The sequence below is a fragment of the Streptomyces sp. NPDC048211 genome, assembly GCF_043202315.1.
Lineage (GTDB): Bacteria > Actinomycetota > Actinomycetes > Streptomycetales > Streptomycetaceae > Streptomyces.
The window spans coordinates 180,414-200,392 of sequence record NZ_JBIDAD010000013.1 but is presented as its reverse complement, the minus strand read 5'-3'; the positions used below and the strand labels follow the sequence as shown (position 1 = coordinate 200,392).

Annotated in this window: 20 protein-coding genes; 6 read left to right on the top strand and 14 right to left on the bottom strand. The window is 71.0% G+C overall.

Going from position 1 to position 19,979, the window contains the following annotated elements; translation table 11 throughout:
• Positions 1–200 precede the first annotated feature (200 nt).
• Positions 201–1,196 (top strand): NlpC/P60 family protein, encoded by a 996-nt coding sequence (locus tag ACGFZA_RS35760; protein WP_385286155.1) that lies wholly within the window; start codon positions 201–203, stop codon positions 1,194–1,196.
• Between the two features lie 268 nt (positions 1,197–1,464).
• On the top strand, positions 1,465–2,196 hold the full coding sequence (locus ACGFZA_RS35755) for a phosphatase PAP2 family protein (protein WP_385286157.1): 732 nt from the start codon (positions 1,465–1,467) through the stop codon (positions 2,194–2,196).
• 179 nt (positions 2,197–2,375) lie between these two features.
• On the opposite strand, the gene ACGFZA_RS35750 is transcribed toward ACGFZA_RS35755, so the two are convergent.
• Together ACGFZA_RS35750 and ACGFZA_RS35745 are read right to left on the bottom strand one after the other, a co-directional pair.
• Entirely contained in the window at positions 2,376–3,965 is a 1,590-nt protein-coding gene (locus ACGFZA_RS35750) for an FAD-binding oxidoreductase (protein ID WP_393684671.1), read from the bottom strand.
• 47 nt (positions 3,966–4,012) lie between these two features.
• The gene (locus tag ACGFZA_RS35745; RefSeq protein ID WP_385286160.1) at positions 4,013–4,201 is read right to left on the bottom strand and encodes a hypothetical protein; all 189 of its coding nucleotides are present in this window, start codon (positions 4,199–4,201) and stop codon (positions 4,013–4,015) included.
• A 128-nt stretch (positions 4,202–4,329) separates the two neighbouring features.
• Between ACGFZA_RS35745 and ACGFZA_RS35740 the strand changes: the two genes are divergently transcribed.
• Positions 4,330–5,202, top strand: a complete 873-nt coding sequence (locus ACGFZA_RS35740; RefSeq protein ID WP_393684669.1) for a hypothetical protein — start codon at positions 4,330–4,332, stop codon at positions 5,200–5,202.
• Positions 5,203–5,337: 135 nt separating this feature from the next.
• Entirely contained in the window at positions 5,338–5,532 is a 195-nt protein-coding gene (locus tag ACGFZA_RS35735) for a hypothetical protein (protein ID WP_385286164.1), read from the top strand.
• A 36-nt stretch (positions 5,533–5,568) separates the two neighbouring features.
• Here the strand turns inward: ACGFZA_RS35735 and ACGFZA_RS35730 are convergent, their stop codons facing one another.
• Entirely contained in the window at positions 5,569–5,955 is a 387-nt protein-coding gene (locus ACGFZA_RS35730) for a metal-sensitive transcriptional regulator (protein ID WP_385286165.1), read from the bottom strand.
• Between the two features lie 200 nt (positions 5,956–6,155).
• Here ACGFZA_RS35730 and ACGFZA_RS35725 point away from each other — a divergent pair, with 200 nt between their 5' ends.
• Together ACGFZA_RS35725 and ACGFZA_RS35720 are read left to right on the top strand one after the other, a co-directional pair.
• Positions 6,156–6,776 carry a DUF47 domain-containing protein gene (locus ACGFZA_RS35725; protein WP_148019498.1) on the top strand — a complete coding sequence of 207 codons (621 nt, stop codon included), beginning with the start codon at positions 6,156–6,158 and terminating at the stop codon, positions 6,774–6,776.
• Between the two features lie 5 nt (positions 6,777–6,781).
• Positions 6,782–7,780, top strand: a complete 999-nt coding sequence (locus ACGFZA_RS35720) for an inorganic phosphate transporter (RefSeq protein WP_266780675.1) — start codon at positions 6,782–6,784, stop codon at positions 7,778–7,780.
• A 122-nt stretch (positions 7,781–7,902) separates the two neighbouring features.
• Here ACGFZA_RS35720 and pstB read toward each other — a convergent pair whose 3' ends face one another.
• The 11 genes from pstB to mshD form a co-directional block, all read right to left on the bottom strand.
• A complete protein-coding gene (gene pstB / locus ACGFZA_RS35715) occupies positions 7,903–8,679 on the bottom strand; it encodes a phosphate ABC transporter ATP-binding protein PstB (protein WP_393684667.1) in 777 nt (258 codons plus the stop codon).
• A 24-nt stretch (positions 8,680–8,703) separates the two neighbouring features.
• A complete protein-coding gene (gene pstA, locus ACGFZA_RS35710; RefSeq protein WP_385286169.1) occupies positions 8,704–9,786 on the bottom strand; it encodes a phosphate ABC transporter permease PstA in 1,083 nt (360 codons plus the stop codon).
• Complete coding sequence (pstC, locus tag ACGFZA_RS35705; protein WP_385286170.1) at positions 9,783–10,775, bottom strand: phosphate ABC transporter permease subunit PstC; 993 nt, start codon at positions 10,773–10,775, stop codon at positions 9,783–9,785. Before pstC ends, pstA begins: the two co-directional genes overlap by 4 nt.
• Before the next feature lie 162 nt (positions 10,776–10,937).
• Positions 10,938–12,074 carry a phosphate ABC transporter substrate-binding protein PstS gene (pstS, locus tag ACGFZA_RS35700; RefSeq protein ID WP_385286171.1) on the bottom strand — a complete coding sequence of 379 codons (1,137 nt, stop codon included), beginning with the start codon at positions 12,072–12,074 and terminating at the stop codon, positions 10,938–10,940.
• Positions 12,075–12,416: 342 nt separating this feature from the next.
• The gene (locus ACGFZA_RS35695; RefSeq protein WP_393684664.1) at positions 12,417–12,845 is read right to left on the bottom strand and encodes an NUDIX hydrolase; all 429 of its coding nucleotides are present in this window, start codon (positions 12,843–12,845) and stop codon (positions 12,417–12,419) included.
• A complete protein-coding gene (locus tag ACGFZA_RS35690; protein WP_393684662.1) occupies positions 12,842–13,831 on the bottom strand; it encodes a CHAD domain-containing protein in 990 nt (329 codons plus the stop codon). Before ACGFZA_RS35690 ends, ACGFZA_RS35695 begins: the two co-directional genes overlap by 4 nt.
• Positions 13,818–16,073, bottom strand: coding sequence for an RNA degradosome polyphosphate kinase (locus ACGFZA_RS35685; protein ID WP_393684660.1), 2,256 nt, complete (start codon positions 16,071–16,073; stop codon positions 13,818–13,820). Before ACGFZA_RS35685 ends, ACGFZA_RS35690 begins: the two co-directional genes overlap by 14 nt.
• 251 nt (positions 16,074–16,324) lie before the next feature.
• Complete coding sequence (locus ACGFZA_RS35680) at positions 16,325–17,314, bottom strand: ABC transporter permease (RefSeq protein WP_393684658.1); 990 nt, start codon at positions 17,312–17,314, stop codon at positions 16,325–16,327.
• Entirely contained in the window at positions 17,311–18,207 is an 897-nt protein-coding gene (locus ACGFZA_RS35675; RefSeq protein WP_393684655.1) for an ABC transporter ATP-binding protein, read from the bottom strand. The genes ACGFZA_RS35680 and ACGFZA_RS35675 overlap by 4 nt, the downstream gene beginning before the upstream one ends.
• Positions 18,207–18,614 carry a GntR family transcriptional regulator gene (locus ACGFZA_RS35670; protein WP_385286180.1) on the bottom strand — a complete coding sequence of 136 codons (408 nt, stop codon included), beginning with the start codon at positions 18,612–18,614 and terminating at the stop codon, positions 18,207–18,209. Before ACGFZA_RS35670 ends, ACGFZA_RS35675 begins: the two co-directional genes overlap by 1 nt.
• A gap of 90 nt (positions 18,615–18,704) precedes the next feature.
• Positions 18,705–19,643: a mycothiol synthase gene (mshD, locus tag ACGFZA_RS35665; RefSeq protein ID WP_385286181.1), complete on the bottom strand. Its 939-nt coding sequence runs from the start codon at positions 19,641–19,643 to the stop codon at positions 18,705–18,707.
• Positions 19,644–19,979 lie beyond the last annotated feature (336 nt).

Sequence of the window (19,979 nt, the reverse complement as noted above, 5' to 3'; positions counted from 1 at the left end):
TCAGGACTGCTCAGGACTGCTCAGGACCGCGGGGCGCATGGACTGCCCGGCCCGGCGCACCCGGCGCGCCGGGCCGGGTGCCCGGTGCGCCGGATTGGCCTGTCCGTGACCCCAATGCCTCGCATGACTCGCACACACCGTCGAAAACACCCATGAACCCCGAGCCGATGAGGGATGGTTGAGGGGTGCGGAAATACTGGATGGCAGGTGGGATCGGCGTAGGCGTCGCCATGTGTTTCGTGGCGCTGCTCGTCGTCGGTACGTACTCTGCCGCCGCCGGGCTCGTGGGCGGGGGTGGGGGCGGGGCCGTGGCGTTGGCCAAGGGGGCCGTGCCGGCCAAGTACCAGCCTCTTGTGCAGCGGTGGGGCAACCTCTGCCCTGCGATCAACCCCGCCCTTCTTGCCGCGCAGCTCTACCAGGAGAGCGGCTGGAACCCGCGTGCGCAGAGTCCGGCCGCCGCTCAGGGCATCGCGCAGTTCATCCCGGGGACCTGGGCCTCGCACGGGGTGGACGGGGACAAGGACGGCGACCGGGACGTCTGGGATCCCGCCGACGCGATTCCGTCCGCGGCCTCGTACGACTGCGAGCTGGCCGGGTATGTGAAGAAGGTGCCCGGGGACCCGACGGACAACATGCTGGCCGCCTACAACGCCGGTGCGTACCGGGTGATCAGGGCCGGTGGGGTTCCCGCCATCTCGGAGACCCGGAACTACGTCAGGATCATCCGCTCCCTGGAGAAGAGCTTCGCCCGGCCCGTCGGGCGGGTGCAGCCGTCCCAGCAGGCCGCGGGCGCCATCTACTTCGCCCAGAAAAAGCTCGGTACGAAGTACCTGTGGGGCGGCAACGGCACGGCCGAGCAGGGCGGGCGGTTCGACTGTTCGGGGCTGACCCAGGCCGCGTACCGGACGGTCGACATCGAGCTTCCCCGGGTGGCGAACGATCAGTACAACGCCGGTCCGCATCCCTCGCGCGACGAGCTGCTCCCGGGGGACCTGGTGTTCTTCTCCGACGACCTGGCCAACTCGCGGGCCATTCACCACGTCGGCCTGTACGTCGGGGGCGGGTACATGATCAACGCGCCGTACACCGGGGCCGTCATCCGGTTCGACAAGATCGACACGCCCGACTACTTCGGTGCGACGCGCGTCACGAAGGACGGGGCCGCGGCTCTTCCGACCGCCCGGCCCGCGGTATGACCGTCGGGGGCCGGTGGCCGGAACTCTCCGTGAAGCCTGGGCCCTGAGCTGCGACGATGAGTCACTCTTCGATAACGTCATGGTGATCATTCGGTAGAGAGTGGAACGTACGCACGGGACGCGTCGTTCTCTGGTGGGACCGGGGCCGCAGCCACTGACATAGCGTCGCCCCGACGCACGTAAGTGATCGAACCGAACACGGGGGTTCGTCATAGCGGCGCACATGGGCGTGTGCCGCAGCAGCAGACAAGGCAAGGGGCCGCGGCAGATGGCTGGACTCGCACTGGATGGGTCGAACCCCGATGTCAGCCTGCTCTACGACATCAATGGTCTCGCGAAGTCCGCTCCCACCTGGTTCGACCGGGTCATGGAGTTCGTCGGTGAGTACGGGATCATGCTCGGCATGGTCCTGGTGGTCCTGTGGTGCTGGTGGAGTGTCCGCCGACGCGGCACGGCCGAGGATTCGGTGACCGGTGTCGCCGGGCTCGTCTGGGCGCCGCTCGCGGCCGGGATCGCCCTGCTGATCAACATCCCGATCCGTGGATTCGTGGAGCGGCCGAGACCGTTCAAGGACCACCAGGGGCTGGACGTCCTGGTGGACGGGAAGAACGACTTCTCCTTCGTCAGCGATCACGCCACCATGGCGATGGCCCTCGGCGTCGGCCTCTTCGTGGCCAACCGGAAGTTCGGCATCGCGGCGATCGCGCTCGCCCTGCTGGAGGGCTTCTGCCGGATCTACATGGGCGTCCACTACCCGACGGACGTCATCGGCGGCTTCGCGCTCGGCACGGCCGCCGCGCTGCTGCTCGCGCCGCTCGCGATGATGCTGCTGACGCCGCTGGTCGGTGCCGTCTCGCGGTCCGGCCGGCTGGGCAGGCTGGTCAGGTCGCGCAGCCCGCTCGCGGCGACGGCCGGGGAAAGCGGCGAGGCACGAGGGATTCCCGAGCCGCGACCCGGTTCGGGCGGCGGCTCCGAGGGCGAGAAGGGCCTCGCCGCCTGACGGAGGCCGCACCGGCCCGACGCGATGCCCCGTCCGGTGTCCCGGCCCCGGACGGTGTCCTGCTCGGCGCGGTGTACCGATCCTGCGCGATGTCCCCGCCCGACGCGATGTCCGGGCCCCGTCCGGTGCTCGGACCGTGCCGGCCGCGCGAACCGGCCCGGTGCGGTGACCCGGTCCGGTCACAGCGACTGCGGGTACGTGAACACCCCCTCGGGGTCGTAACTCTTCTTCACCTCGCCGAGGCGGGCGGCCGCCGGGCCGTAGTAGGCCTTGCGCCAGTCCGTCAGTTCCGGGTCCGTGTAGTTCTGGTAGGCCGCCCCCGACGCGTAACGGCGCATCGCCGCATGGGTGTCTTTCAGCCACTTCTGCTGAGCGGTGCCGGCCGTGCCGGTGCGCCAGGCGCCGATGTACTGGGCGAGCATCCGCGAACCGCGGTGGACGAAGGCGGTGGCCTGCGGGTCGACGCGGTTGACCGCTCCGCCCAGCGCGGTGAGCGCGACCGAACCGCCGCCGCCCTGGTCCGCGCCGATCCGGGTGAAGGCCTCGGTCCGGTCGAGCAGGGCCTGGACGCCCGCCGGGGGCAGTGAGCGGTCGTAGAAGTCGGACGCCGCCGCGTACGTCTCGCGCTGGAGGGAGCCCTGCGGATCGCGGCCCGGTGTGGTGCCGGGCAGGTGGCACTGGGCGTCGGTGATGCCCGAGCAGCCCGCGTACACGAGCATCGCCTCCTGGTAACTGCGGCGGCGCAGCGAGACCGAGGACGCGGAGGCGCCGATCCGGTCGGCCAGGCGGTCGACGGCGTTCTGCAGATCGCCGTACGTACCGAGGCTGAAGGCCGAGACCGACACCGTCGGACTGCCGCCGCCCGGCCCGGCCGCGACGTGTGCGGCGGACCAGATCTCGTCCGGCTGGTCCGGGCCCCACTCCTGCCAGGCCGTCACCACGGCGCGGGCGCGCGACCACGGCCAGGACATGTACGCGGAGACGGTCTGCGGGGCGGGGCGGGTACGGAAGCGGAGTTCGGTGACGACGCCGAAGTTGCCGTTGCCCGCGCCGCGCAGCGCCCAGAACAGGTCCGGGTGGTGGGTGGCGTCGGCGGTCAGCGTTCTGCCGTCGGCGGTGACGATCGTCGCGGCCGTGAGGCTGTCGCACGTCAGGCCGTACGCGCGCGAGGCGACGCCGTGGCCGCCGCCCAGGGTCAGGCCGGAGATGCCGACGGTGGGGCAGGAGCCGCCGGGGATCGTCAGGCCGTGGGCCGCGAGGCCCTGGTAGACGTCGAGGAGCCGGGCCCCCGCGCCGATCGTGCCGTCCCGGTCGACGCGCTTCAGTGACGAGACGTCAATGACCAGCCGCCCGGTGCCGCTGGACCAGCCGCCGTAGGAGTGCCCGCCGCTGCGGATGGCGACGGGCACGGAGCTGCGGCGGGCGAAGTTCAGGCACTCGCGGATGTCGGCCTCGTGCCGGACGTAGGCGACCGCGGCCGGTTTCTGGCCGTCGTAGCGGGTGTTGTAGAGCTGACGGGCGGTCGGGTAGGCGGCGTCGTCGGGACGTACGAGGGAACCGGCGAGGCTCCTGCCCAGGGCCGGCCAGTCCGCCGGCACGGCGGGCGAGGCCGTTGACGGTGTGGCGGATGAGGTGGCCGGGGCCGCCGACGTGCCCGGGGTGGAGCCGCCGGCGGGTGTACCGGAGCCGGTGTGGTCGCACGCGGTGGCGCCCGTGAGCACGGCCGCGGCGCCGGCGGTCAGGACGGTGCGCCGGTTCGGCAGGGTCATCGGGCCTCCGGGGCGGGGGAGAGGGCGAGGACGGGGGAGGGGGCGGGTCAGGCCGCTGACGTGCGGTGTCCCTCGGCGTCCGTGCGGGCCAGGTCGCGGGACCTGCGGGCCGGTCCCGACCAGCCGCACGTGCAGCGGGCGGTGCAGAACGAGCCGCGTTCGACGGTGGTGGCTTCGTGGGCGGGCCGGGGTGGCGGAACGGCCGGCGGGACCTCGGTGGTGTGTTGGTCGTACACGCGTCCACGGTACTGGGCGGGGCCGTCCGGTGGTGAGGGGTGTGCGGTCGTTACGGGGCGCAGGGGCCGTCGTTATGCGGAACGGGTGGGGGCACGAGCGGTCGGTCGGCGTTGGGGGTTGGCAGGCGATGGTGGTGCAGCAGCACAGGTCCGGAGGCGGGACGCGCGCTGGGTGCGCCCTCGCCGTGGTGGGCGTGATGGTGGCGGCCGCCGGGTGTGCGGTGGACGGCGGGGACGGTGCCGCGGACGGCGACCGTTCCGGTCCCGCCGCGGTCGAGGCCGTGCAACGGGCCGCGGCGGTGCTCGTGGGGCCGGGGGACGGGTCCGCGACCGGAAGCGCCGAGGTGGTCACGTCGATGGAGACGGCGGCCGGCGGCACCCGGGTGACGATCCGGGGCAAGGGGACGTACGACTTCCGTACCCAGTCCGGCCGGCTCAAGGTCGTGCTGCCGCAGGACCCGGCGGGCGAGGACGAGCACCGCCCCATCACGGAGCTGCTGGCCCCGGGCGCGCTCTACATGATGAATCGCGGTGCCGGGGTGCCCGCGGACAAATGGGTCAGGATCGACACGACGGCGCTGGCGGACGGCAACCTGGTGACCGGTGGCGTCACCGACCCGATGGCCGCGGCCGAACTGCTGGGCGGGGCGAGCACGGTGACGTACGTGGGTGAGACCGACCTGGCCGGAGTGACGGTGCGGCACTACCGGGGCACCAGCGACATCGCACGGGCCGCGCGCCGGGCCTCGGCCGCCTCGCGGGGCGCGCTGACGGCAGCGGCGAACGGTTTCCGCACGGACACGGTGCCGTTCGACGCGTATCTGGACGCGGAGGGCCGGCTGCGCAAGGTGCGGCACCGGTTCAGTTTCGCCAACGAGGGGCAGGTGCGGGAGGTGGTGTCGACGACGCTGCTGTACGGGTTCGGGGTGGCGGTCTCCGTGCCTCTGCCGGACGCGAACGACATCTATACCGGTGAGATCGAACAGGGACGGCCGGAGTGACGGGCGGACCCGGGCCGTCGTGCCCGGCCCCTTCTAGGCATCTGGCGGCAGCGAAATGGTCCGTCCGTGCCATGCGCGGCGTGTGCCGCGATCCCTACCCTGGGAAGTCGGCGACGGCAGTGAGAGGTGAGTGACGTGGTGACGCTCAGCCCGCGGACCGCATCGGATTATGTGGCTCTCGCCGAGATCGAACTGTGCGGGGAGCTGATGATCGCGGCGTCGGCGTCGATCGAGGAGCGGCTGAGCGCGGACCGTATCGACGAGGTGCTCGACGTCAAGGCGATCACCGAGCGCACCACCGTCCCCCGGCAGGCGGATCACCGGGGGTGACGGGGCGGGCGGCGGCGGGCGGAGCCGGATCCCCGGTCAGGTGCGCAGCAGGCGGGCGATGGCCTTGGTGGCCTCCTCGACCTTCGCGTCGATCTCCTCGCCGCCCTTGACCGCGGCATCGGCGACGCAGTGGCGCAGGTGCTCCTCCAGCAGCTGGAGCGCGAAGGACTGGAGCGCCTTGGTGGACGCCGAGACCTGCGTGAGTATGTCGATGCAGTAGACGTCCTCGTCGACCATGCGCTGCAGGCCGCGGATCTGGCCCTCGATGCGGCGCAGGCGCTTGAGGTGCTCGGCCTTCTGGTGGTGGTAGCCGTGGATACCCCGGTCGTGGTCGGTCACGAGCGCTTCGGTGGGAGCCGTGGCGTCGGCCGTGCCCGTGCCGTCCGCCGCGTCCGGCGCCCGATCGGCCTCGGTGGTGGTCATTGCTGCCTCCCGTTTTCCCTTTACCCTGCCGTTTATATACCCCTGGTGGGTATATCCTAACGAATTCAGCTGAAACGTGACCGGGGCCCCGTGCTGATCACTGTGCCTGATGCGCGACACTGAAGAATGCCGGTTAGCCGTGGCCGGATGATGCGCCTAGCATCAGCCTGACCGAATCCAAAGCACCCCGAGGACCCCACGTGCGCTTTCGTCTGACCCCCAGGGAGACGAGCTTCTACGACATGTTCTCCGCATCCGCGGACAACATCGTCACGGGCTCGAAACTCCTGATGGAACTGCTCGGGGCGGATTCTGCCTCCCGAGTCGAGATCGCGGAGCGCATGCGGGCAGCGGAGCACGCGGGGGACGATGCCACCCACGCGATCTTCCACCAGCTGAACTCCTCCTTCATTACGCCGTTCGACCGCGAGGACATTTACAATCTCGCCTCGTCGCTCGACGACATCATGGACTTCATGGAGGAGGCCGTCGACCTGGTCGTTCTGTACCAGGTCGACGAGCTCCCGAAGGGTGTCGAGCAGCAGGTCGAGGTGCTGGCACGGGCGGCGGAACTGACCGCCGCGGCCATGCCGAACCTGCGGACCATGGACAACCTCACCGAGTACTGGATCGAGGTCAACCGCCTGGAGAACCAGGCCGACCAGATCCACCGCAAGCTGCTCGCCCAGCTCTTCAACGGCAAGTACGACGCCATAGAGGTGCTGAAGCTCAAGCAGATCGTGGACGTGCTGGAAGAGGCTGCCGACGCGTTCGAGCACGTCGCGAACACGGTGGAGACCATCGCGGTCAAGGAGTCCTGAACCACGTGGACACCTTTGTACTGGTCGTGACCATCGGCGTCGCGCTCGGCTTCACGTACACGAACGGCTTCCACGACTCGGCGAACGCCATCGCCACGTCGGTCTCCACCCGGGCACTCACCCCCCGTGCGGCCCTGGCCATGGCGGCGGTGATGAACCTCGCCGGTGCCTTCCTGGGCAGCGGGGTCGCCAAGACCGTCAGTGAGGGCCTGATCGCGACGCCCGAGGGCGACAAGGGGATGGGCATCCTCTTCGCCGCCCTGGTCGGCGCGATCATCTGGAACCTGATCACCTGGTACTTCGGCCTGCCGTCGTCGTCCTCCCATGCCCTGTTCGGCGGAATGGTCGGCGCCGCGCTCGCGGGCGGGACGCTGGTCCACTGGGACGGGGTGCTCGACAAGGTCGTCATCCCGATGTTCATCTCGCCGGTGATCGGCCTGGTGGTCGGCTATCTGGTGATGGTCGCCATCATGTGGATGTTCCGCAGGTCCAACCCGCACAAGGCCAAGCGCGGTTTCCGGATCGCGCAGACGGTCTCGGCCGCGGGCATGGCGCTCGGTCACGGTCTGCAGGACGCGCAGAAGACGATGGGCATCGTGGTGATGGCCCTGGTCATCTCCGGCCACGAGACGTACAGCGACCCGATCCCGGTCTGGGTGAAGCTCGTCTGCGCACTGATGCTGTCGCTGGGTACGTACGCCGGTGGCTGGCGCATCATGCGGACGCTCGGCCGGAAGATCATCGAGCTGGACCCGCCGCAGGGCTTCGCCGCGGAGACGACGGGGGCGTCGATCATGTTCGGTTCGGCGTTCCTGTTCCACGCGCCGATCTCGACGACGCACGTCATCACCTCGGCCATCATGGGTGTCGGCGCCACGAAGCGGGTGAACGCGGTCCGCTGGGGTGTCGCGAAGAACATCATCCTGGGCTGGTTCATCACGATGCCCGCCGCGGCGCTGGTCGCCGCGGCGAGCTACGGGATCGTCCTGCTGCTGTTCGGCTGAGCGCCGGCCTCAACACCGTACGAACGGGTCCGCCCCGCCCTCCTCACGGAGAGCGGGGCGGACCCTTCGCCTTGTGGTGGCACCGCCATGCAGCACCGCAAGGCCGTCTGGGGAGGGATCGGTCAGCCGAAGCGGCCGGAGACGTAGTCCTCCGTGGCCTGGACCGAAGGGTTGGAGAAGATGCGCTCGGTCTCGTCTATCTCGATGAGCTTGCCGGGCATGCCGACCGCCGCGAGGTTGAAGAACGCCGTGCGGTCCGAGACGCGGGCCGCCTGCTGCATGTTGTGCGTCACGATGACGATCGTGAAGCGCTCCTTCAGCTCACCGATCAGGTCCTCGATGGCGAGGGTGGAGATCGGGTCCAGGGCGGAGCACGGCTCGTCCATCAGCAGGACGTCCGGCTCGACCGCGATGGCGCGGGCGATGCACAGGCGCTGCTGCTGGCCGCCGGAGAGACCGGAGCCGGGCTTGTTCAGCCGGTCCTTGACCTCGTTCCAGAGGTTCGCGCCGCGCAGCGACTTCTCCACGATGTCGTTCAGCGCGCTCTTGCGGTACTTGCCGTTCAGCCGCAGGCCCGCCGCGACGTTGTCGAAGATCGACATGGTCGGGAACGGGTTCGGGCGCTGGAAGACCATGCCGACCGTGCGGCGCACGGTGACCGGGTCGACGTTCGATCCGTACAGGTTCTCGTCGTCCAGCAGCACCTTGCCCTCGACGCGGCCACCGGGGGTGACCTCGTGCATCCGGTTCAGGGTGCGCAGGAAGGTGGACTTGCCGCAGCCGGACGGGCCGATGAAGGCGGTCACGGAGCGGGGCTCCACGGTCATGGAGATGTCGTCGATCGCCTTGTGGTTGCCGTAGTAGGCCGACAGGCCACTGATGTCGATGCGCTTGGCCATCTGAATCACTGCTTTCTGCTGGCCCTATCGGCCGGTCTTCGGGGCCTTCCAGCGGGCGATGCCGCGGGCCACCAGATTGAGGATCATGACGAAGGCGATCAGGACCAGGGCGGCGGCCCAGGCGCGGTCGTAGGACGCGGCCTCGCCGATCTTGTACTGCTCGTAGATGTAGAACGGCAGTGACGACTGGGCGCCTTCGAAGGGGTTCGGGTTGATCAGCTGGCTGCCGAAGACCAGCAGGATGATCGGCGCGGTCTCGCCGGCGATGCGCGCGATGGCGAGCATGACGCCGGTGGCGATGCCGCCGATCGCGGTCGGCAGGACCACCTTCAGGATGGTGCGCCACTTCGGGATGCCGAGGGCGAGGGAGGCCTCGCGGAGCTCGTTGGGGACGAGCTTCAGCATCTCCTCGGTGGAGCGGACCACGACCGGGATCATCAGGATCGTCAGGGCCAGGGCGCCCATCAGGCCGGAGGGCTCAAGACCCGCGATCAGCATGATCGAGAGGATGAACAGACCGGCGACGATGGACGGGATGCCGGTCATCACGTCGACGAAGAAGGTGACGGCCTTGGCGAGCGCGCCCTTGCCGTACTCCACCAGGTAGACCGCGGTGAGCAGGCCGAGCGGGGCGGAGATCACCGTGGCGATGCCGACCTGCTCCAGCGTCCCGATCAGGGCGTGGTAGACGCCGCCGCTGGCCTCGGGCCCGAGGACACCGGCCATCGAGTGGGTCAGGAAGTAGAGGTCCAGGCGCTCCGAGCCGCGGCTGATGGTCGTCCAGAGCAGCGAGGCCAGCGGGACGACGGCGATCAGGAAGCAGACCCAGACGAGGCTGGTGGCGAGGCGGTCCTTGGCCTGGCGCCGGTTCTCCACGACGCTCGTCGCGACGTACGAGATGACCAGGAAGAACAGCGCGGAGATCAGGCCCCACTGGACGCGGCTCTGCCAGCCTGCCGCCAGGCTGATGCCGACGCCCAGGACGATCGCGAGGGCGGCGAAGCCGAGCGGGGCCGCGCGGGGCAGGGTCCGGCTGCTGAGACTGTTGGCCGGAGCGGGCGGGGCCGGAACCGGCCGGTCCTGGACGCTCGTGGATGCGTGGCTCATGCGTTGGCCCCCGAGTACTCCTTGCGGCGGGCGATGATGAGCCGCGCGGCGCCGTTGACCAGCAGGGTGAGGACGAAGAGGACCAGGCCCGAGGCGATCAGGGCGTCGCGCCCGAACGCGTCGGCCTCGCCGAACTTCGCGGCGATGTTCTGGGCGAACGTCCCGCCGCCCGGGTTGAGCACGTGCAGCGAGATGAGGAAGCTCGGCGACAGGACCGTGGCGACGGCCATCGTCTCGCCGAGCGCGCGGCCGAGGCCCAGCATCGAGGCGGAGATGATGCCGGAGCGGCCGAACGGCAGCACCGAGAGGCGGATGACCTCCCAGCGGGTGGCGCCGAGCGCGAGCGCGGCCTCCTCGTTCATCTTCGGGACCTGGAGGAAGACCTCGCGGCTGACACTGGTCACGATCGGCAGGATCATGATCGCGAGCAGGATGCCGACGGTGAAGAGCGAGCGGGCGACGCCGATCTCGGTCTTCTCGAAGATGTACGTCCAGCCGAAGAACTGGTCGAGCCAGAGGTTCAGGCCTTCGAGGTACGGCACGAGGACGAGCGCGCCCCAGATGCCGTAGACGATGCTGGGCACCGCGGCGAGCAGATCGATGACGTACGCGATCGGGCCGGCCAGCTTGCGCGGTGCGTAGTGCGAGATGAACAGGGCGATGCCGACAGCGATCGGAACCGCGATGGCCATCGCGATGATCGAGCTGACGACGGTCCCGAAGAGCAGGACGGCGATGCCGAAGACGGGCGGGTCACCGGCCGGGTTCCAGTCGAAGGTGGTGAGGAAGTTGCCCTCGTCCCCCGAGATGGCGATCGCGGCGCGGTAGCTGAGGAACACGGCGATCGACGCCATGATCACGAGCAGCAGGATGCCCGAGCCGCGGGAGAGGCCCAGGAAGATCCTGTCACCGGCGCGGCCGGTGGACTTGGCGCGGGCGCGCCTGCCCGGCGGGGCCGGTGGAACTTCTGTGTGTGTGGTGGAAGCCATGGTCTTTCCGGTCTGTGTGGGGGAGCGGGAGCTCCCCTGGCGGCGGTGCACCGGATGGGGTGGCGGGCCGGTCCGGAGGGGTGCACCGGACCGGGCCGCCTGTGTCGCGTCGTACGTCGTACGTTGTGCGCTGTGTTCTTTTCGCTGTTCGCGTCGTGCGGGTTACGAGAGGCCGGCGACCGTCTCGCGGACCTTGGCGTTGATCGCCTCGGGGATCGGGGCGTAGCCGGCCTCGGTCAGGAGCTTCTGGCCGTCCGCGGAGGCGGTGTAGGTCAGGAAGGACTTGACGGTGCCGAGGGTGTCGGCCTTGTTGCCGGTGTCGCAGACGACCTCGTACGTCACCAGGACCAGCGGGTAGGCGCCCTCGGCCTTGGTGGTGTAGTCGAGGTCGAGCGCCAGGTCCTTGCCGGTGCCCTTGACCTTGGCGGCGGCGATGGCCGTGGAGGCGTTCTCCGAGGAGGCCTTCACCGGGGCGGCGCCGCCGGTGTTGATGTCGACCGTGGGGATCTGCTGCGAGGTGGCGTACGAGAGCTCGAAGTAGCCGATCGAGCCGTCGACCTGCTTGACCTGGGTGGCGACGCCGGACGAGCCGGTCGCGCCCTGGCCACCGGGGGCCGGCCACTTCTTCTCGGCCTCGTACTTCCAGTCGCTCGGGGCCGCGGCGTTGAGGTACTTGCCGAGGTTCTGGGTGGTGCCGGAGTCCTCGGAGCGGTGGAAGGGCTGGATCGCCTTGTCCGGCAGCTTGGCACCCGGGTTGAGCTTGGCGATCGCCTCGTCGTTCCACTTCTTGATCTTCGTGTCGAAGATCTTGGCGAGGGTGGGGGCGTCCAGGACCAGGCTGTCGACACCCTCCAGGTGGAAGCCGACCGCGATCGGGCCGCCGACCATCGGGAGGTTGATGCCCTGGCCGGTCTTGCAGATCTTCTTCGAGTCCGCGACCTCTTCGGGCTTCAGCGCCGAGTCGGAACCGGCGAAGCCGACGGTGCCCTGGTTGAAGGCGACGATGCCCTCGCCGGACGAGGAGGAGTTGTAGTTGATCTCCACGCCGGAACAGGCGGCCATGTACTCCTTGACCCAGAGGTCCATGGCGTTCTTCTGCGCGCTGGAGCCGGAGGCCCGCAGCTGGCCCTTGGCACCGTCGCACTTGACGTTCGAGGCGGCCTTCGTCTGGCTACCGGTACCGCCGGTGTCGCCGCCGCTGTTGTTGTCCGAACCGCACGCCGTGAGGACCAGGGCGCCGGAGACGGCGAGGGCACCGAGCGCGGTGGCACGAAGCCGGTTCTTGCGCTGAAGCTTCACTTTCGGGTGTTCCTTCCAGAAGCCGCCGTGGTGGTTTCGGTCTACGACGGCGTGCGAGGTGGTGGGTGGAGCGGAAGTCGTGTCCGGTGCGGTGTGTGCCTCGCACCGTGCACTGCCGAAATTAGGCAGAACAGGTGAAGCGGTCTGCGGGGGTGAGTGAACGGAAGGTGAACCGTGTCGGGCGGCCTGGTTCCGGGCCGGCGAGCCCGCGCGGAGTGGGCCCGGGGGCCGGGCGGAAGGGCCGCTCCGGCCCGGGCGGGTTGGACCGGGGCCCCCGGCCCCGGGCAGGGCGGAACGGGGCCGCCCCCGGCAGGGAGCGGCCCGCGAGTCAGTGTCGGGCGGCTAAGCGCGCGGCAGGGTCCGAAGGGCCGCGTCCAGCAGGTCGCGGTCGCGGGGCTGGGTCAGACGGGCGCGGGCGGCCTCCGGCGGGAGCCACAGCACGCCGTCCACCTCGCTGTTCGGCACGAAGGTGCCCGCCGTGGCCTCGGCGGACCAGTACGTGACCTCTTTCGGCCGGCCGTTCGCGGCGTACCGGACCATGGGCAGCACGGCGCCCGGCACGCAGTGGTGCCCCGTCTCCTCCAGGACCTCGCGCAGGGCCGCGTCCCGAGGGGACTCCCCGCGTTTCAGCTTGCCCTTCGGGAACGACCAGTCGTCATAACGCGGACGGTGTACGAGACAGAGCTCCACGCCCCCGCCGGCGGACGCGGGCCGGCGGCGCCACAGCACGCAGCCCGCCGCCCGCACCGTGCCGCTCGCCGTCCGGGTCATGCCCGGGTCGCCGCCGTCGCGTACGGCCAGCTCTCCCGGAAGACCGACCGCGCCGCCTCCACCTCGTGGCGCTGGTCGGCGTGGAGCACCCCCAGGGCGTACGCCGTCGCCGGCGCGATGCGGGGTGTACGGGCCGCGGCGGAGGCCGCCGCGGCCGCCTCCGCCGCGTCCCGGTGCAGGTCGAGCGCGTGTCCCGGGCCGGCCAGGACCGGATCGGGTGTGCCCCGTACCACCTCGTGGGCGTACCGGTGCAGGCGCAGCAGCAGCCGGGTCTGGTGCCAGGGCGCGTCGTGCGCCTCGTTGTACGGCTCGGCCGTCTCGTCCGACGGGAGCGCCGCGACGGCGCCGAGCAGCCGTTGCTCGGCCCGGTCGGCGGGCTCGCGCAGCAGCTCACCGGCGGGTTCGGCGGCCTCGGCGGACAGCGGGACCTCGGAGGCGAGCAGCGCGACCGCGTCGGCCACCGCGTGGAAGCGCGAGGAGCCGAGCGCCTGGAGCGCCGCCGAGTGGGCGCGGGTCCGGGCGAGGGTCAGCTGCCGCTCCAGAAGTGCGCCGGCGCGCGCCGCTCCGACGCCGAGGACGGCGCGTTCCTTGTCGGCCACCGTGCCGCCGGCCTCGGTCCGGGCCGCAGGCAGGGGCGCTCCCGACAGGCCGTGCAGCGCTTCGAGGAGCCGGGTCAGGCGGTCCGCGTACGCGTGCTCGCGGGCGAGCGTGCCGGACAGCCAGGCCAGCTCGGTGCGGAGCGTCTCGGCCCAGAGCGGGTCGAGCGCCGCCCGGAAGGTGTGCAGGGTGCCGCTGATACGGCGGGACGAGCGGCGCAGCGCCCAGGCGGCCTGTTCGGCCGCCTGGGGTCCGGCGTCGCTGGGGGCACTGTTCTCGCGGTGCAGACGCAGGCTGCGCAGGAAGTCCGCGGCCTGTGTCCGCAGATACGGTGCGAGCACCGCCCCCGCGGTCACGTCCGCCTGTGTCTGATGGTCAGGGCGTCGCACGCCGGCGCCTCCGGGCGTCAATGAGCATTTCCTGTACGTGCCGCAGCGGGCGGCCCTCCGCGTCCGTGGCGTGCCGGGTCCAGTTCCCGTCGGGGCCCAGGTGCCAGGAGGAGGTGGTGTCGGCCATGCCGGTCTCCAGGAGTCGGCTGAGTGCGGCCCGGTGCGCGGGGTCGGTGACCCGGACCAGGGCCTCGATGCGGCGGTCGAGATTGCGGTGCATCATGTCGGCGCTGCCGAACCAGACTTCGGGCTCGCCGCCGTTGCCGAACGAGAAGACCCGGGAGTGTTCGAGGAAGCGGCCCAGGACGGAGCGGACCCGGATGTTCTCGGAGAGGCCGGTGACGCCGGGGCGGATCGCGCAGATGCCGCGGACCCAGATGTCGACCGGGACGCCGGCCTGCGCGGCCCGGTAGCAGGCGTCGATGATCGCTTCGTCGACCATCGAGTTGACCTTGATGCGTACGTAGGCGGGCCGGCCGGCCCGCCTGTGCGCGATCTCCTTGTTGATCCGGACGATCAGCCCGTCCCGCAGGGACTTCGGGGCGACGAGCAGCCGGCGGTAGGTCTCGCGGCGGGAGTAGCCGGACAGCCGGTTGAAGAGGTCGGAGAGGTCCGCGCCGACCTGCGGGTCGGCGGTGAGCAGGCCGAGGTCCTCGTAGAGCCGGGCCGTCTTGGGGTGGTAGTTGCCGGTGCCGACGTGCGAGTAGCGGCGCAGGGTGTCGCCCTCCTGGCGGACGACGAGCGAGAGCTTGCAGTGAGTCTTCAGGCCGACGAGCCCGTAGACGACGTGGCAGCCCGCCTCCTCCAGCTTGCGCGCCCACTTGATGTTGGCCTGCTCGTCGAAGCGGGCCTTGATCTCGACGAGGACGAGGACCTGCTTGCCGGACTCGGCGGCGTCGATCAGGGCGTCCACTATCGGGGAGTCGCCCGAGGTCCGGTACAGCGTCTGCTTGATCGCGAGGACGTCCGGGTCGCCGGCCGCCTGTTCCAGGAAGGCCTGGACGGAGGTGGAGAAGGAGTCGTACGGGTGGTGCAGCAGCACGTCACGCTCGCGCAGGGCGGCGAAGATGTCGGGCGCGGAGGCGGACTCGACCTCGGCGAGGTCGCGGTGGGTGCCGGCGATGAACTTGGGGAACTTCAGCTCGGGCCGGTCCAGCGACGCTATGCCGAACAGTCCGGTGAGATCGAGCGGCCCGGGCAGCGGGTAGACCTCCGCGTCGGACACCTTCAGCTCGCGGACCAGCAGGTCCAGCACGTACGGGTCGATGGACTCCTCGACCTCCAGGCGGACCGGCGGGCCGAAGCGGCGCCGCATGAGCTCCTTCTCCAGGGCCTGGAGGAGATTCTCCGCGTCGTCCTCCTCGACCTCCAGGTCCTCGTTCCTGGTCACCCGGAACATGTGGTGCGCGAGCACCTCCATGCCCGGGAAGAGCTCCTCCAGGTGGGCCGCGATGACGTCCTCGATGGGGACGTAGCGCTGCGGCGACGCCTCCAGGAAGCGCGTCAGCAGCGGCGGCACCTTGACCCGCGCGAAGTGGCGGTGGCCGCTGACCGGGTTGCGTACGACGACGGCGAGGTTGAGCGAGAGGCCGGAGATGTACGGGAAGGGGTGCGCCGGGTCGACCGCGAGGGGGGTCAGTACGGGGAAGACGCGCTGGCGGAAGAAGGTGAACAGGCGGGCCTGCTCCTTCTCGGTCAGCTCCGGCCAGCGGATCAGCTGGATGCCCTCGTCGGACAGGGCCGGGGCGACGTCCTGCTGGTAGCAGGCGGCGTGCCGGGCCATGAGCTCGCGCGAGCGGGTCCAGATCAGGTCGAGGACCTCGCGCGGCTGGAGACCGGAGGCGGACCGGGTGGCCACACCGGTCGCGATGCGGCGCTTCAGCCCCGCCACCCGGACCATGAAGAACTCGTCCAGGTTCGAGGCGAAGATGGCGAGGAAATTAGCCCGTTCGAGGAGGGGTGTCGCCGGGTCCTCGGCCAGTTCCAGCACCCGTTCGTTGAACGCGAGCCAACTGCGTTCCCGGTCGAGGAACCGGCCCTGCGGCAGTTCGTCCCCGTCGACATCGGGTTCGTACGCATCGACGTCGGCATCGATGTCGGGATCCAGGTCGGCCGCGGTGGACAGGGCGGCCGGGGCGGACGACGGGGTGGCGACGGCGTGCGGCCGGTGTGCGGCGAGGGAGCCGACGGACGGCTGGGCGGCCGGCTGGACCGGGACCTCGGAGCTGGGCTGCTGGCTCATGGGCCCATTCTTCCGCGCGGAGTGCTCAGGGGGCGCGTCGGAGGGAAATGAGATCGCGGAGATTGCGTGGTCGGCGCGCTCTCTGCCGGGATTTCTCCCGTTGCGGGGGGTCGGCACAGCTGGCTGCATCCTGAGAGGGTCCCAAGGGCGTCTGAATGCCCGGTAACGGCGACATGACATGCAGGAAGCGGTGTGGCCGTACCCGGGGGACGGCGGAGCCCCGGGTACGGCCTTGTCGTACAGGTGTCCGGTCAGGCGTAGCGGCGGCGCAGGACGCGGAAGGCGACGGCGACCGCGGCGGCGGCGAGGACCAGCAGGATGCCGGTCTCGACGAACTGGAGGGGCCAGAAGTGCGAGCCGGGGTGGTAGTCGGCGAAGTCGGTGACCCCGCCCCGGTCACGCAGGCAGCGCGAGGGGTCCTCGGGGCCGACGAGGCCCGCGTCCCAGCAGTCCTGCCAGTAGATCTCCTTGCCGGAGGGGGTGAGCATGCCCGATTCGATGTTCCAGGCGTTCTCCGGCCAGGCCCCCTTGCCGAGGCGGCGGGCGGTCGGCCAGAGCTCGTAGCGGCGCTTGCCGAACCCCAGCGCGACCGCGCCCAGGACGAGGGCCGTGAGGCCCATGGCCGGCAGGGTGCGGCGTACGAGTACGGCACACAGGGCGCCGACGGCCACGGCCAGCAGGGCATAGGCCACGGCGGCCGGTCCGAGGGCGGGGAAGACGCCGCTCTCGGACCAGCCGAGCCCGCTGGCGTACTCGTTGTCCTGGACGCCCGACCAGCCCCACCGGTAGACGAGGACCAGGACGGTCGTCCCGGCGGTCACGAGGACCGCCGGCAGGGCGATCCGGGCCGCCAGCCACTGGGCGGGCGACACGGACTGGGCCCGGATGAAGCGGAACGTGCCGTTCTCCAGCTCGCGGGCGATCAGCGGGCCTGCGACGAACAGGCCGATGAGCCCGGCGAGCACCAGGAGAGCGGTGCCGCCGTCCGCCAGATAGGTCTCGGTGGAGGTGCGGGCGTAGGTGGGCAGGTAGCTGCCGTCGCCGCAGCGGGTGGTGTCGCCGTCGGCGCAGTGTTCGGGCGAGGAGGCCATCCATATCCGGAGCCCCACCACGAAGGCGATGCCCAGGGCCAGGATCGCGCAGGCCGCCCGCACCGGGCGCCGGTGCTGGCGCAGGAGGACGCGGACGGTGCCCCGCAGTGCGGCGGGGGTGGCACGGGTGAGCAGGCCGGTGGGGCTCATGCGGCCGCCGCCTTGCTGCCGGCCGCGGCGCTCGGGGTCAGCAGGTCCGGGGCTCCGGGCGAACGCAGGTGCGCCAGCAGCAGCTCCTCCAGCGACGGCTCGGCCGTCTCCCAGCCGTCGGCGTCCACCGGGCCCTCGTTGCGGACGAGCGCGGTCAGCTGCCGTCCCGAGGTGCGGGACTCGACCACGGTGTGCGGCGCGAGGTCGCGTACGGGACCGGTGAGCACGGTGTGCGCGGCGAGCAGGTCGTCGGTCTCGCCGCCGAGCCGGACGCGGCCGCCGTCGACGAGCAGGAGGTAGTCGCAGGCGCCCTCCAGTTCGGTGAGCACGTGCGAGGACATCACGATGGTGGTGGCGTGCTCGGCGGCCTCGGCCATCAGGGCGCCCATCAGCTGATGACGGGCCAGCGGATCGAGGTCGGCCATCGGCTCGTCCAGCAGGAGCAGTTCGGGCCGCTTGCCGAGGCCGAGGGCCAGGGCGAGCCGGGTGCGCTGTCCGCCGGACAGGGTGCGGACCTTGGCGTCCCTGGGCAGCGTGCCGGTGATGCGCTCGGCCGTCTCCCGGTCCCAGGTGGCCGGGTTCAGTTCGGCACCCGCCCAGAGCGTCTCGGCCACCGTCAACTGCGGATAGAGCGGCTTGTCCTGGGCCACGAAGGCCATCCGGGAACGGGTCGTGCCCGGGGCCGCGCCGAGGACGGTGAGCGTGCCCTGCGTGGGGCGCAGGAATCCGGCCGCGAGGGCGAGCAGGGTGGACTTCCCGGCGCCGTTGGGGCCGACCAGGGCGCAGACACGTCCGGCGGGCAGTCGGAACGAGCAGTCGCGCAGCGCCCACCCGATGTCTCTTCGCCGGTACTTCATGCCGAGGCCGGTGGCCTCGATCACTGCACCTGTCATCAGTTCTGCTCCCCTGGGAATGTGCGGTCGAGTACGGCGGTGAAGAGTGCGCTCACGTCGTCCTTGTCCAGACCGGCCGCGCGGGCCCGGCCCGCCCAGTCGGCGAGCTCGGCACGCAGCGGCGCGTCGTCGGCCCCGGCCGCGCCGCCGAGCGTCCGGGTGACGAAGGTGCCGAGACCCCGCCGAGCCTCGACGAGCCCTTCGCGCTCCAGCTCGCGGTAGGCCTTCAGGACGGTGTTCGGGTTGATGGCGGTCGCCTCCACCACCTCGCGGGCGGTGGGCAGGCGGTCACCCGGCTCCAGCAGCCCGAGTCTCAGGGCCTGTTTGGTCTGCTGGACGATCTGGAGGTACGTGGCGACGCCGCTGCGCCGGTCGATGCGGAACTCGACCGCTGCGGACTCTGCCATGTTCACCCCTTTCACTAATTGAGTAGTGAAAGGGTGGCGTAAGGAAGGGGCGGCGTCAAGAGGCGCCGCCCCTGACTGAGTGGTGAGTGCTCAGGACTCCGTGCGGTACATCAGGTCGACCTCGTGGGTGGTGAAACCCATCCGCTCGTACACGGAAACGGCCGCGGTGTTGTCCGCGTCGACGTAGAGCATCGCGGTGGGCAGCCCCTCGCCGGCCAGGTGGCGCAGCCCGATCGCGGTGAGCGCCTTGCCCAGGCCGCCGCCCTGCGCGTCGGGGCGGATGCCGACCACGTACACCTCGCCGAGCTGCTCCTCGGCGTGCACCTTCGTCCAGTGGAAGCCGACGAGCTCGGCGCCGCCGTCGTCGGTCGCACGCTCGGCGAGGAAGAACCCCTTCGGGTCGAACCACGCCTCGGCCTTGCGGTCGTCGAGGTCGCGCTGGGTCAGCGCCCCCTGCTCGGGGTGGTGGGCGAACGCGGCGCTGTTCACGGCGAGCCAGGCGGCGTCGTCCTCGCCCGGCACGAACGTGCGGACGGTGACGCCCGTGGGCAGCACCGGCTCCGCGATGTTCAGCGGGGACAACGGGCGGCGCAACTGCCGCAGTTCGCGGAAGAGCGAGAGGCCGAGCACCTGCGCGAGGTGGCGCGCCGCGGACTTCCCGCCGTGCGCCCAGACGCGCAGCCGCTTGCCGGTCGCGGCGAGCAGCGCCGCCCCGAGCGCCCGGCCGTGGCCGTGCCCGCGGTGCGAGGGGTGCACGACCAGTTCGGCGGCCGGTGCCTCTACGGGGTCGGTGTCCTCCAGCTGCGCGTACCCGACCAGCACGCCCCCGGCGGTCAGCAGGAAATGCCGCACGCCTTCCCGGTGCCCGCCCCGCAGCTGCAGCCGCCCCTGCTCGGACACGGCTTGCCGGCCGTCGGACCGCGCGGCCTCGGCGAGCAGCTCGGAGACGGCGGTCGCCTGGTCGGGGGAGAGGGTGTCGAGCGTCTGGATCTCGCGTCCGGGGGCGGGGAGGGGTACGTCAGTCGTCATGTGTACGAGCGTACGGTGCCCTTGGGCGGGCGGCTGCGGGGTTCCTGGGGTGGGGGCCCTGGTGTTTGCTGCCGGTTCCTTGGGTGCGGGGTTCCGTCCTCAATCGCCGGACGGGCGGGGGCCCCTTTCGGGGCCGGGTCTTGTGTCTTGGCCGGTCCTCTGGCGGAGGGTTCCGTCCTCAATCGCCGGACGGGCTTGAGAGGTGCGGGTCGCTCCGCGGGGTGCGGGGTGCCACCGCCGGGTGGGTGGGGGTGGGGTCCCTCCGGGGCGTCTCCTCAGAAATGGCGTGTTCACCCGGGAACGCGCAGGACCCGGGTCGTACGCCATTTCCTGCGG

Coding starts and splice junctions, on each gene's coding strand:
- ACGFZA_RS35760 (WP_385286155.1), top strand. CDS start 201: ATGGCAGGTGGGATCGGCGTAGGCGTCGCCATGTGTTTCGTGGCGCTG.
- ACGFZA_RS35755 (WP_385286157.1), top strand. CDS start 1,465: ATGGCTGGACTCGCACTGGATGGGTCGAACCCCGATGTCAGCCTGCTC.
- ACGFZA_RS35750 (WP_393684671.1), bottom strand. CDS start 3,965: ATGACCCTGCCGAACCGGCGCACCGTCCTGACCGCCGGCGCCGCGGCC.
- ACGFZA_RS35740 (WP_393684669.1), top strand. CDS start 4,330: ATGGTGGTGCAGCAGCACAGGTCCGGAGGCGGGACGCGCGCTGGGTGC.
- ACGFZA_RS35730 (WP_385286165.1), bottom strand. CDS start 5,955: ATGACCACCACCGAGGCCGATCGGGCGCCGGACGCGGCGGACGGCACG.
- pstB (WP_393684667.1), bottom strand. CDS start 8,679: ATGGCCAAGCGCATCGACATCAGTGGCCTGTCGGCCTACTACGGCAAC.
- pstA (WP_385286169.1), bottom strand. CDS start 9,786: ATGAGCCACGCATCCACGAGCGTCCAGGACCGGCCGGTTCCGGCCCCG.
- pstC (WP_385286170.1), bottom strand. CDS start 10,775: ATGGCTTCCACCACACACACAGAAGTTCCACCGGCCCCGCCGGGCAGG.
- ACGFZA_RS35695 (WP_393684664.1), bottom strand. CDS start 12,845: ATGACCCGGACGGCGAGCGGCACGGTGCGGGCGGCGGGCTGCGTGCTG.
- ACGFZA_RS35685 (WP_393684660.1), bottom strand. CDS start 16,073: ATGAGCCAGCAGCCCAGCTCCGAGGTCCCGGTCCAGCCGGCCGCCCAG.
- ACGFZA_RS35680 (WP_393684658.1), bottom strand. CDS start 17,314: ATGAGCCCCACCGGCCTGCTCACCCGTGCCACCCCCGCCGCACTGCGG.
- ACGFZA_RS35675 (WP_393684655.1), bottom strand. CDS start 18,207: ATGACAGGTGCAGTGATCGAGGCCACCGGCCTCGGCATGAAGTACCGG.
- ACGFZA_RS35670 (WP_385286180.1), bottom strand. CDS start 18,614: ATGGCAGAGTCCGCAGCGGTCGAGTTCCGCATCGACCGGCGCAGCGGC.
- mshD (WP_385286181.1), bottom strand. CDS start 19,643: ATGACGACTGACGTACCCCTCCCCGCCCCCGGACGCGAGATCCAGACG.